Origin of the sequence: Parabacteroides chongii (genome assembly GCF_029581355.1) — a bacterium.
In the GTDB taxonomy this organism is placed as follows: Bacteria; Bacteroidota; Bacteroidia; order Bacteroidales; family Tannerellaceae; genus Parabacteroides; species Parabacteroides chongii.
In genome coordinates this window covers 5095979-5108327 of record NZ_CP120849.1, presented here as the reverse complement: position 1 = coordinate 5108327, position 12349 = coordinate 5095979, and the positions used below count along the sequence as shown (strand labels likewise).

Genomic DNA, 12349 nt, shown 5'->3' with positions numbered 1-12349 from the left:
CCGGACGGTTACATAGAATAATGATTTCGTCCGGCAATGCAAGCCTGTCTCAGAAGCACGTATACCCTGGTTTATCGCCCATTTCGAGTAAAAGCACTCCGCCGGCGGTAATGGCAGTAAAAGGTATTCGCGGCTGTTTTAACTCCTTGCCGTTCAGATATGCTTTCTGAATATAGATATTTTCTTTTGAGTTGTTGCGGGCTTCGATCGTGAACGTCTTCCCTTTATAGTAATCAGGATCCAAATGGATGGTTACTTTGTTGAAGAGCGGACTGGTCAGTTCCAATTCCGGCCGGAGGGAAGCACCACCGTTCATTTCGAACAGGCCGAGGGCACTCATCACATACCAGCCGCCCATCTGTCCTTCGTCTTCATCGCCTTCCCAGCCATGATAGGGCGTCGAACCGTAGAAACTGTCCAGTATGGCACGCGACCATTTCTGTGCCAGCCACGGCTTGCCGGAGTAGTTGAACAGAAACGGCGTACACATATTCACCTCATTCCCCTGGTTGATATAAAATTCGGCAGCCTGTCCCATCGTACGGTCGAAGACATGGGCAGCGAACTTATGCTTTTCCGATTTGATGAAACCTTCTTCCAGCCGGCTGTTGAAGAGGTCTTTTCCCAACAGGTCGACCAATCCCGGAATATCATGCGGCACATACCAGGAGTATTGCCAGCTGTTCCCTTCGATGAACCCTTTGTTGGAGAATACGTTGAAGTCAGGGTCCCAGTTGCCGAGACTGTCCCGCTGCATGACAAACTTCTTTTCCGGATGGAATACATTCTTATAGTTCATGGAACGTGCCTGCAAGGCTTTTCCCTCTTTTTTCTTTCCGAGGGCAAAGGCAAGCTGGGCGACGCACCAGTCGTCGTAAGCATAATCGAGTGTTTTGGATACAACGCCCCTTTCCATCGGCATATAGCCATATTGAATGTAGACATCCAGTAAAGGATTGCCGCAATAACCGCCACAGGGATGCTTGATACCTGTTTCCGTTACATTCTTTCGGACGGCTTTGTAAATGTCCTCGCCGTCTTTGCGTATTCCTTTCTGGTAAGCCGCCACCATCAGCGCGGTTTCGTGCGAGCCTTCCATGATCCCCGAATATTCCAGTCCTGCCGGACCTTTGCTTGTCCATCCCGTATGTTTGAACATCTCCAGTTGTGTCGTTACCCAATCGTCTACGATGCGAGGGGAGATGATCGACCAAAGACCGTTCAGGTTCCAGAAACTGTTCCAGAAAGCATCTCCGCCATACATATTGCCGTGATCCAGTTGCTGTATGTTTTCGCAGGCATCCCGGTATTTGCCGTTCACATCGTTCCAGGTTTGTTTTCCGGCATAAGCGCGATACAGGTTGGTATAGAACTTGGTCTTATCCACTTCGTCCTGTCCTTCTATCTCTATTTTTCCGAGCAGTTCGTTCCATTTAGCACGGGTTTGTGCCACTACGCGGTCGAAGTCGTATTGCAAGGGAGCCAGTTCCGCTTCCATATTTAAGCGCGCCTGCTCGATGCTGACCAGCGACAGACCGGTAGAGACGGTGATGCTTTCCCCTTCTTTCGTGGAGTAAAGAGCATAGACTCCGATATCGTTTTTGCCGGCGATGGATTGTATGTCATCGGCTTCCTTTCCTTCATTCCATCCGTTCAGTTGAGAAAACGGTTTGCTGAATCGGACGATGAAATGCAGCTTGTAATCATTCCATCCGCTCCAGGGACCGGACTGGCAGTCGGCATAACCTTCCAGCTCCGTGTCGCTTACTTTGGTGATGCAGGCATCCTTAACGCTGAATCCGTAATCCCATTCGGTAGGAAACAGGAGGTCTATCAATATCCTCGACTCTTTTCTCTCAGGGAAGGTGTACCGGTGGATACCGCAACGGGTAGTGGCGGACAATTCGGCTTTCACTTCATGATCGTATAGATAGACGGAATAATATCCCGGCGAAGCCTTTTCCGTTTCTTTCAGGATACGGGAATGATAGCCGGCGTTTGCCCCTTTATACGGAGAGTCGGAGGATGGATTCGACAATGCGAGATCGGCTGTTGTCGGCATGATCATCAGTCCGCCCATCGTCCAGGCATGCAGGTGGCTGAAACCGGAAACACTGTTGATAGCGTATTCGTATCCGCCCATCCAGACATTCCCCTGGTTGTCCGGTCCGAGCTGTACCATCCCGAACGGCTCCTGGGCATAAGGTCCCAGCATCCATCGGGAATTGGAAGTTCCGATAAACATATCCACGTAATCGACAGGCTCTTTGACCGTCGCAGAAGCCAGCGTGGCAAGGAACATAAAAGATAAAAACGTATTACGTATTACTTGTCTTATATTCATGGTATTACTTGTTTGTTTTCGATAGACAAAGGTATGTGTTTTCTCTTGTTTGGAATTAGAACTTTCTGCTGAATCGGTTGTATTATCTTCTGAAATAGAGCGAATGGGTAAGAAATTACCCAATTTGGGTAAGGGTAAAGGCTATTACCCACGAGTAAAAAGTGACCCATTTCAGCGAGGCACGTATAATCAGCCTGTTACGATTTTGGCACGCCGTTTGCCTTGCTATATACGTGTGAATAAACAAAAGAAGATAATTGGGTAACACATTACCCGGAAAGACTTAATTCGATATAGTATGAAAAGAAAATTACTGGTATCTCTGTTAATGGGATTTGCTTTGGCAGGGCATGCTGAAACGGAAACACCCCGTACAATTTCTTACGATGAAGCGATACGGATCGCTTTGGGCGAGAGTTATACGGTGAAATATTATAAGGAAGATATGGATGCCACCCGTTATTCTTATCTGTACACCAAGGCGCAGTTCAAGCCGTTGCTTAACTTCGATTTCTTTACTCCTTCATGGACGGAAGAGCTGACGGAGATTTCGCAGGCGGACGGCCTGCCGGTGTATAACTCCACCGGTTCCCTGCAGGTGGGAGGCAATCTGAATTTTACCTACGTATTGCCGACCGGCGGTAATTTTGCCCTCAGTTCTAAAATGTATTGGGAGAATTACCGGACTACGCTTTCACAACAGGATTATGCGGAGCTGAAACGCGACCAGGTGTACAGTCGTTTCGCCCTCTCTTTCAACCAGCCCATCTTTACGGCGAATAAACTGAAAGAGAACATGAAGGTGGCTGAACTGGATTATAAGAAAAGTACCTGTTATTTCACCCGTGTCCAAATGGATATCGTATATAATGTAACGGATGCTTTTTATAATGTATATAAACTGGCGTACGAGCACAAGATCAACCAGGACCGTCTGGTCAACTCCCGTGAGGCTTATCGCATCACCAAGCTGAAACAGGAAACGGGTAATCTTCCCGAAGGGGAAATGCTGATTGCCGAGATCACCGTAGCGCAGGATGAGGCGCGCGTGATGGAAAGCGAAGGTAAGCTGTCTACGGCAAAGGACCAGTTCAAATTGCTGATAGGCTTGCCTCTGAACGAAGAGATCGACCTGAAGGCGGACATGGAGTTCGAGGCCTTTATTGTCGATATGCAGCAGGCGATCGACGAAGCATTGCGCAACCGAATGGAGATCAAGGAAAACAATCTCGACATCGAGCTGCAGGCGATCGAAGTGAAGCGTGCCAAACGCGAACGGGAGTTTAAAGGCAACATTTCCGCTTACTATGATTTTACCGGATTAAGTACGCGCGACGGCGGCACGGTCGGTCAGCTGGTCGGTTCTTCGTTTGACAACATGCGCGACCGTCCGTCTAACCGGGGAATAGCCCTGACGGTCTCTTATCCGCTTCTGGACTGGGGACGCGCCAGGAATCAGGTCCGCCGTGAAGAGGTCCGCCTGAAGCAGCGCAAGCTGAACCTCGACAATACCGAACGTACCATCGAACAGGAGATACGCGAGATCGTCCGCAGCGTGTATGAGGCCGAGAAGCGTTACCGCATCAACCGCCGGAACCAGGAAGTGGCGATACAGAGTTACCGGATCAGCCAGATGCGTTTTGAGAACGGCGATATGACGAGCCAGGAACTTTCCATCGAGCAGGAACGCCTTTCGCAGGTACAGCTCGCCTACATCGACAGCTATATCACGTACCGTCTTTCTGTGGCGGATCTGAACCGTAAGACGATGTATGACTTCGAACATAACCGTAGCTTCCTGCCGGAAGACAGGGAATTAGTTGCAAAGTAAGGAGATACTAATGATTATATAGGTACTCATTGGTTCTTTTCATAGGACATTTTAATCTTTTTGGCAAGCGTGAATTTAATTTTTAGCATGCTCAAATTTAATTACCAGCATGCTAAAAATCAATTTTTAGCTAGCTCAAAAGAATAAAAGTATAGCATTTAAATAGTAAAAATACGTGACCTGAAGATTAAAAGTCACAGTGCTAAAGAGTAATTATTAATAAGATAACAGACAAATGATGACACAGATGATTAGAAAGATTCCGCTTATACTGGCGGCATTACTGCTGGTTTGCAGCGTTCGTGCACAAGGGGACGATGAGGCTTCCTTGCTGCTCGACCTGAAGAAGACGCGTGCGGATTATGAAGTAGCGAAACAGAAGTATCAGAACGATACGAAGTTGTATAATGAGAAAGCCATCTCAGCCAACGATTTCAACCGTTCGAAGAATGAGTTGCTGAGTAAGGAGGTGGATTATCAGAAGCTGATCCTGAAACTGATCTCGCAGCAGAGTTACATCACGGTAGAGCGTGCCGTGAAATATCAGGACCAGCGTGGCGAACGCAAGGTAAAGATCACCCTGAAAAGTGCGCTGGAAGGGAATGAAGAGTATCTGAGCCAGTTCAAGGAACATTTCGATGTTTTTACACCCGAGATGCGTTCCGGTAAGATATATAATATATATGTATCGCTGGTGGATAACGAATCGAAGACGATTATCGGTTCGCCGTATGAGTACCGTGTGCCGTCTATCGAACTGGGAAAGGTGGCGACTGCCGATTTTGAATTGCTGAAAGATGCGGAAAACCTTACGGTGTCATTGAACTACAATAACCGCAAGGATGAGAAGAACATCTATCTGAAGAAAGATGCCAGTGTGAACGTGATCGATATCTCCTCCATGCAGTTCAGTCAGGAAGCGGACCTGAGCAGCAAGGCGACGTATGACTTGACACTCGAACGTTTCTCTACCTCGGATGATGTATATCGTCTGGAAGTGCTCGACCTGCCGCGTCAGATCACTTACGACTTTATGGACGGAGAAAGTAAGGTAACCCAGATCAAATTTGCGCAGGGCGTAAACATAAAGAAGTTATCTTTGCAGGTATATTTACCCGACCGCGATGACCAGCAAGTAGTGATCGATCAGCCGATCAAGTTCCAGGTTCAGACTGTTTCTGCTTCTAACGGCGAGAAGGCGGGTAGCGAAAATCTTGAGATCATCCCTCGCGGGAAAGGAAAGATCGAAGTGCGTGCAAACAACCTCTACCACGAAACAACCGTAGGAAAAGAAGTAACAATGGATGTGACCGTGCGTAACGGCGGTAGCCGTCGCCTGGACAACATCAAGCTGACTACCGAGAAGCCGTTGGGCTGGGATACCCGTATCGAACCGGATGTGATCAGCAGCCTGGATCCGGAAAAGGAAATGACCGTACAGGTCACCATCATCCCGCCGAAAGATGGTGGAGTAGGTGCCCAGGAAGTAAAGATCAAGACGGAAGCCATGGCAGATAACCGCAAGGTGGATACGGAAGACAAGACGGTCCGCATACAGGTGAATGCCGCCACATCTATCTTCGGGACAATCTTTTTGATCCTGTTGCTGGTGGGCTTTGTGGGCGGAATCGTCTGGTTCGGGATGAAACTTAGTAAGCGGTAAGATAATAATAATAATTAAAATAAGAACACTATGTTACAAGCTATCGATTTAACAAAGAGATACGAAGACGGCAACCTGGCTTTGGATGCCTTGAATCTGGAAATCAAACCGGGAGAAATATTCTTCCTGCTGGGTGCTAACGGCGCCGGAAAAACCACTTCCATCAATATCTTCCTGAACTTTATCGAACCGACTTCGGGTCATGCCCTGATCGACGGTATCGACGTTATGGAAAAACCGCTGGAAACTAAGAACCATGTCGCTTTCGTTTCTGAAAACGTAATGCTCTACGGTAACTTCACCGCCCGTCAGAACCTCGACTTCTTTGCCCGCCTGGGAGGGAAGACCAATCTGACGAAAGACGATTATTATAACGTCATGCGCCGTGTCGGCCTTCAGGAAGAAGCCTTCGAACGCAAGCTGAAGACATTCTCCAAAGGTATGCGTCAGAAAGTAGGTCTTGCCATCGCCATCATCAAGGATGCCAACAACATCGTCATGGACGAACCGACTACCGGACTCGATCCCAAGAGTGCAGCCGAACTGATGCAGATACTGATCAACCTGCGCAATGCCGGTAAAAGTATCCTGATGTGTACCCACGACCTCTTCCGTGCCAAGGCGGTAGCCGATCGTGTCGGTATCATGAAAGAAGGGCGCCTGGTCATGCTCCGTAGCCGCGAAGAGTTCCTGCAGGACGACCTGGAACGGATCTATCTGGACTATATGCAGGAAGCTATTTTAGAATAAGAGTACAAACTGTCTAATACGATACATACTATGATTTGGTTAATAGCAAAGAAAGATTTCCTGCTGAACTTGTTGTCAGTCAGGTTTATTATAGGGTTTGTGCTCTGCCTCCTGGTAATTCCGTTCACGATCATTGTCAGTGTGGACAATTACGAGAACCAGGTTCGCGTCTATAAGATCGAACAGGCGCAGGCGGACAGGGAATTGAAAGAGAGCCGGGTGTGGTCGGCGGTACGTCCTACCATCGTTCAGGAGCCTGAACCTCTGAGTATTTTTAGTACGGGCATAATGACGAATGTGGGAAACAAGGTAAAGATCGCTTTTTGGGAATATCCGTTGTTTCCTTCGGGTCATACGATTACGCGTGATAACCCGTCATTGAATGCCTTTTTCTCGATAGACTTTTCAAAGGTTATCGCTATCCTTATTTCGTTGCTGGCACTCGTATTCTCATACGATGCCATCACCCGTGAACGGGAAGACGGAACGATGAAGCTGACATTTACCGGGCAGGTGAGCCGTATCTCCTTTCTGATAGGTAAGTTGCTCGGACTGTTGCTGATATTGCTTCCTATATTGTTGTTCTGTTATCTGCTTGCCTGTCTGATTATCGTGGTCAATCCGGGAATCTCCTTTTCTGCTTCCGACTGGGGAGGGGTGACATTACTGTTCCTGACTTCTGTCATTTATATGATGGTGTTCCTTTTGTTGGGTATGTTTATCTCCAGCAGGGTTACGCATTCGTCTTCATCCATCATCATTAGCTTATTGTGCTGGATTTGGTTCCTTTTCCTGATGCCCAATATTGCCACTTATCTGTCGCAGGGTATCTCGAAAGCACCTCTATATGACAATGTTCAGGCTGCGATGAGTGATTATGACGATACCTATATGAAGGAGTATCAGGAAGAATGGCCGCGCGCTGCTCAACGGGTGAATATGAAATCCCTAAGTTACAATAATTGTAATGGGGATGGTCTGGAATATCTGGAACTGGCCGGAGGGCCGCGGGAAACGCCCCTGTTTCATCAACAGATGCAGATTTGGGCTACTCCGGTCATGTTGAATAATGCGGATAAGAAATGGGCTTTGCAACGCGATTACCTGGATGGGTTGATGCGGCAGCAACACCTGCAACAGGTGATCGCCTGGTTGTCTCCCTCCGAATTGTTTAGCCAGACGACGGATGCTTTGTGTCATACCAATGCGAATTGTTTTCTGAAATATATGGAGAGTATCCGGAATTACCGGGAGAGCCTTATTACTTATTTCAAAGATCATAAGTTGTTTGAATCCATCTCTTACTTTACGGGACAAAAGCTGGAGGAATTTCCTACCCGTGCCGAATTGGATACAGGAGACCAAGAGGCACAAAGGAGATATGAAAGAGGAAACAGTGAATTTCCATATTTGGATACCGGTAGTGTACCTCGTTATATTCCTCAGCCGGTAACACTTTCCGCTGCTTTGGGCGATGCACTGGGACGCTTATGTGCCTTGCTGGGGTTGGCGATCGTATTGTTGGTCGGAACAATCGTGTCGTTTATGAAATATGATGTCAGATAATAAATAATTACAGTTATGTTTACAACTTTATATATACGGGAATTGCAGAACTACTTGTATAGTCTGCGTTTTCAGGTTTCTTTCGTCATTGTTGTGCTGGTCTTTAGCCTGGGAAGCATTTCGTTTGTTTCTTCTTTTAAAGGTATGCATGATAATTACGCCAAGTACAACCAGGCTCAGCAGGAGACATTGGCTAAACGTGCCGAGAGTTTGTCGAAGGTGGCGACTCAACGGAGCAGTTTTGTGACTTCTCCGCGTGAAAACAGTGTGATTGCTGATTGTAAAGAAAGCTATTTACCTAATCGTATCGAATATAGTGCCTACAACGTGTTCGGTTACTCGGTGCGGCACGATAGCAACAACCCTTTGTTAAGTCGCGGAGACAGTCTGAGCTGGTCGTTCATTGTCTCTATGTTCCTGAGTTTTATCACGCTGCTTTTTGCTTTTGATGCGATATCGGGTGAGAAGGAAGAGAGGACGCTTGCTCTGGTCTTTTCGAATGCTGTACCGAGGCGTACTTTCCTGTGCAGTAAACTGCTTAGCATCGTCACGGTGGTAGGTATGATGGAGTTGGTCGGCATTATAATCAGTCTGCTTATCCTGGCTGTTTCGGGACAGGTGCAGCTGAACGGGAGCTTTTTGATGGAGACGGGCGGTTTTGTGCTGATCAGTCTGTTGTTTATTACAACTTTTGCTGTATTCGGCTTGCTATCGTCGGTTGTAACGCGTTACTCGAATATCAGCCTGCTTATATCTCTTTGCTTTTGGTTGTTTGCTGCGGTGATTATTCCTAATACGTCTGTGTTTTGGGCGAAAAAGTTATTCGGTATTCCGGCATCGGAAGAGGTAGACCGTAAACGTATGGAAGCGCGTGATGATATTAACCGCAATGCGCCTCCGGGCAGTTGGTCGTCCAACGGTGGCGATGCTTTCTTCCCAAGGCATGAACTTCGTGCGAAGAATATGACCAATCTGATGAATAATGATAAGATGTTCAATGATGCTTATTATCTGCAACAGTTCCGCCAGTTCGAACAAACCCGCAATTTCACTTTGCTCTCACCGATTGCCCAGTTCGATTATATGAATGAGGCATTCCTCGGAGGTGGTTACCTGCGTTTCCAGAAGAACTGGAATGACCTGCATATTTTCCAGGAACGGTTCCTGCAATGGTTTAAGGATATAGATGCCAAAGACTCCGGCAGTCCTCACTGGTATAATCCGTATGAAGAATATTCTACCAGTAAAAAGGCTGTAGCCGTCGACCAGATTCCGCAGTATCAGGAACAGATCGCCTCCTTCGGCCAGCGCTTCGAATTTATCAGCGGTTACCTGGTCGCTATGATAATCACGATCGCTGTTCTGTTCATGGCTTGTTTTTATTTCTTTACACGCTATGATGTAAGGTAATACTGTCTAAATTTTATACATCAGTGTCTAATAATTGGACAGAATGGAATTAGTGAATAATATTTATAAGCTTGATAGATAGTTGTTTGTATGTTTTGGCACGCTGTTTGCATTATAAGCGGCGATGCCGGATACAGTAAGTAAAACCGGGCAGATGTCCATAATCGGACATGCCCGGTTTATTTAATGGGCTTAATTATCAGATAGATACATTTTTGGCATGCTATTTGCTAATAAAGAAGGTAAAAAGATAAACAATACTAAGAATATGTGTGTTTTCAACATGAAGGGAGCAACTCTGGCGAACTGCTCCCTTCCATGACCTTGAATAAGGTTAACATAATTGATGAGGTTCTCTTTGGCGAGAGAACAAGCTCTTCCTCGTGCGTGAGCATAGGGAAGAGATTATTTTTTAAGCCTTAGCTCCTTTCATAGATAGCTTTTCAAGGAAATATACGATGGCGAATCCCAAAATCATTAATCCTACGGCTTCCCATACCAGTTGGTTGGGCAGGATATTCGCTTCAACCAGGGGTTTGATCACTCCGTGGCTGTCGGTGTAGGTTTCAATCGTCTCTTTCCACGGCCATACTTTGTTTAGCGAACCCAGCATAAAACCTGCCAGTACAGAGATGGTCGTATCATGAAATCTGCGCAGGGCGAAAGACAATACACGCGAGAAAGAGGTAATACCTATGGCTGCCCCACAGATAAATACGAGCATGACCGGTATATTGAAAGTCTTTACCGCTTCCATAATATAGAAGTATTTACCCAGTAATACCAGGATGAAACTGCCGGAAATGCCGGGCAGGATCATGGCACAGATGGCTATGGCTCCGCAAAGGAATATAAAGAATAGATTAGTCGGAGTTTCTGCCGGAGTAGCCACTGTTATATAGTAAGCGATGACGGCTCCGATAATAAAGCTCAGTATTGTTTTCCAGTTCCATTGCTTGATATCTTTCGAAACAAACCAGGTGGAAGCTAGTACCAGTCCGAAGAAGAAAGCCCACACGAGGATCGGGTGTGTAACCAGTAACCAGGTGATGATCTTTGCCAGCGAAAAGATACTGATACCGATGCCGGCAACGATAGCCAGCAGGAAATTGGCATTTATAGCTTTCCAGAATGAGGCGATCTTACCGGTGAAGAGTAACTTCAGGCTTGCTCCGTTAATACTCTTGATCGAATCGATCAGTTCTTCATAAATACCAACAATAAAGGCAATCGTACCGCCTGATACGCCGGGCACGACATCGGCTGCGCCCATTCCCATGCCTTTCAAAAGTAGGAGACCGTAGTCTTTTAGATTTCTGTCCATTAGTTGTTATTGTCTTTGTTATTGAGGAATTCCTTCGTCAGATCTTCCGGCGGGATATGTTTTCCCAGCAGTTGCTGCTCGACGTCACTGAAATCGATACCGGAGTCTTCCAGGTATTTCACCAGTTCTTTCGGAGAGGTCTGACTGAAGTGTTCGCCGAAATGCTTCATGTCGCCTTTTGCCAGGTAAGCCATAGCCATATGAAGGTGCATGTAAGGCAGGTCCGGATTGACGGCATATACTTTTTTATAGTATTTGAGTGCTTTATCGATGTCACCTTTCATATACAGGTATTGACCTGCATGGAAAAGACTTTCATAATCTTCGGGCAGATAGTTTTCCCCTTTATCCAGGATATCGAACAGACGTTCGGTTGTCTCTATAGCCTGCTTGTCTTTGCCGTTTTCCACGTAAGTCAGAGCCAGTAAAGAGAGTATCCGGACATTGTTGGGAAATAGTTCGACCGCTTTGTTGAGCGTTTTCGATGCTTCCCGGTCGCGTTCCGTCTCTGCACAACACCGGATGAAATTGATGTAGGCTGCCGGTTCATTGGCAGTCGCTTTTTTACCGATAATGTCTTTCAGTAGGTTATATGCTCCTTCGAAATCTTCCAGCTTGATATAACATTCTGCCATCAGAGGTTTGATGCGCTCTGCCATTTCGGAGGTGGCATCGATATCCTGATATACTTCGAGTGCTTTTTCATAATTCTCATTCATGTAGAGGCAGTAAGCTTTCAGTATTTTCAGTTCCGGATCCGAATCGTCACAAGTCAGCGCAAAGTCGAATGCTTCAATCGCTTTGTCAAATTCCGATTTGATGGAGTACAATCGTCCGAGTGTGAACCAGTATTCGTGAGAGTAGGGGTCCTTATCGATCAGTTCGTTGCACAGGTCGATCGCTCCGTCGATGTCTCCTTCCAGTTCCATGTTGTAGCATAACTCATCCTTTAAGACTAGATTGTCGGGGAATAAAACAATGCCGCGGCGTATGAAATCTCGTGCTTCATCGTTCATTTCCATATCACTTAAAAGGGGAGCGGTACATTCGAATACGGTTTCTAGATAATCGCATTTTTCTTCGATCAGTCTTTCCGTGTATTCAATGAGCTTGTCGTACTGGTCGAGCATGCAGTAACATTCCAACCGTAATAAGTCGAGGTCCTGGTTATCTGTTTCGGCAATGGAGTCGATCAAAACCAGTGCACTTTCATAATCTTCATTATAGACATAAAGCTTGCACTGTCTGATCTGTAAATCCGTATTACCGGGATGAAGCTTTAACCCTAAGGTTAAAACTTCATCGAAGTATTCATAATTGTCCGATTCTTCAAAGCTGCCCAACAGTTCATCAATTTCATCTGCATCGAAATAGGGTTCTTTTCCCATTTCGCGGGCAGACAGATAACGTTGTAACAAGCGTGAGATATCATCTTTTTTCATAGGGAATAATTTAATTGGC

General features: G+C 46.4%; 8 protein-coding genes. 5 read left to right on the top strand and 3 right to left on the bottom strand.

The genetic code is table 11. The features are described 5' to 3' along the window. Window positions 1–49 precede the first annotated feature (49 nt). Window positions 50–2344, bottom strand: coding sequence for a GH92 family glycosyl hydrolase (locus tag P3L47_RS19500; RefSeq protein ID WP_277781848.1), 2295 nt, complete (start codon window positions 2342–2344; stop codon window positions 50–52). A gap of 298 nt (window positions 2345–2642) precedes the next feature. Here P3L47_RS19500 and P3L47_RS19495 point away from each other — a divergent pair, with 298 nt between their 5' ends. The 5 genes from P3L47_RS19495 to P3L47_RS19475 all read left to right on the top strand — a co-directional run bounded on the left by P3L47_RS19495 (window position 2643) and on the right by P3L47_RS19475 (window position 9564). Beyond that, the gene (locus P3L47_RS19495; RefSeq protein WP_122360341.1) at window positions 2643–4175 is read left to right on the top strand and encodes a TolC family protein; all 1533 of its coding nucleotides are present in this window, start codon (window positions 2643–2645) and stop codon (window positions 4173–4175) included. Between the two features lie 247 nt (window positions 4176–4422). Beyond that, window positions 4423–5838 carry an NEW3 domain-containing protein gene (locus P3L47_RS19490; protein WP_233576983.1) on the top strand — a complete coding sequence of 472 codons (1416 nt, stop codon included), beginning with the start codon at window positions 4423–4425 and terminating at the stop codon, window positions 5836–5838. A gap of 30 nt (window positions 5839–5868) precedes the next feature. Then, on the top strand, window positions 5869–6588 hold the full coding sequence (locus tag P3L47_RS19485) for an ABC transporter ATP-binding protein (protein WP_122360339.1): 720 nt from the start codon (window positions 5869–5871) through the stop codon (window positions 6586–6588). A 30-nt stretch (window positions 6589–6618) separates the two neighbouring features. Beyond that, on the top strand, window positions 6619–8154 hold the full coding sequence (locus P3L47_RS19480) for an ABC transporter permease subunit (RefSeq protein ID WP_277781847.1): 1536 nt from the start codon (window positions 6619–6621) through the stop codon (window positions 8152–8154). 15 nt (window positions 8155–8169) lie between these two features. After that, a complete protein-coding gene (locus tag P3L47_RS19475; RefSeq protein WP_122360337.1) occupies window positions 8170–9564 on the top strand; it encodes an ABC transporter permease in 1395 nt (464 codons plus the stop codon). Window positions 9565–9976: 412 nt separating this feature from the next. On the opposite strand, the gene P3L47_RS19470 is transcribed toward P3L47_RS19475, so the two are convergent. Then, window positions 9977–10888, bottom strand: coding sequence for a DUF368 domain-containing protein (locus tag P3L47_RS19470; protein ID WP_122360336.1), 912 nt, complete (start codon window positions 10886–10888; stop codon window positions 9977–9979). Beyond that, a complete protein-coding gene (locus tag P3L47_RS19465; protein ID WP_277781846.1) occupies window positions 10888–12330 on the bottom strand; it encodes a tetratricopeptide repeat protein in 1443 nt (480 codons plus the stop codon). The genes P3L47_RS19470 and P3L47_RS19465 overlap by 1 nt, the downstream gene beginning before the upstream one ends. Window positions 12331–12349: the final 19 nt, after the last annotated feature.

Bases quoted from the DNA above. Each gene is read 5' to 3' on its own strand.
- P3L47_RS19470 (WP_122360336.1), bottom strand. From the start codon at position 10,888: ATGGACAGAAATCTAAAAGACTACGGTCTCCTACTTTTGAAAGGCATG.
- P3L47_RS19475 (WP_122360337.1), top strand. From the start codon at position 8,170: ATGTTTACAACTTTATATATACGGGAATTGCAGAACTACTTGTATAGT.
- P3L47_RS19480 (WP_277781847.1), top strand. From the start codon at position 6,619: ATGATTTGGTTAATAGCAAAGAAAGATTTCCTGCTGAACTTGTTGTCA.
- P3L47_RS19485 (WP_122360339.1), top strand. From the start codon at position 5,869: ATGTTACAAGCTATCGATTTAACAAAGAGATACGAAGACGGCAACCTG.
- P3L47_RS19490 (WP_233576983.1), top strand. From the start codon at position 4,423: ATGATTAGAAAGATTCCGCTTATACTGGCGGCATTACTGCTGGTTTGC.
- P3L47_RS19500 (WP_277781848.1), bottom strand. From the start codon at position 2,344: ATGAATATAAGACAAGTAATACGTAATACGTTTTTATCTTTTATGTTC.
- P3L47_RS19465 (WP_277781846.1), bottom strand. From the start codon at position 12,330: ATGAAAAAAGATGATATCTCACGCTTGTTACAACGTTATCTGTCTGCC.
- P3L47_RS19495 (WP_122360341.1), top strand. From the start codon at position 2,643: ATGAAAAGAAAATTACTGGTATCTCTGTTAATGGGATTTGCTTTGGCA.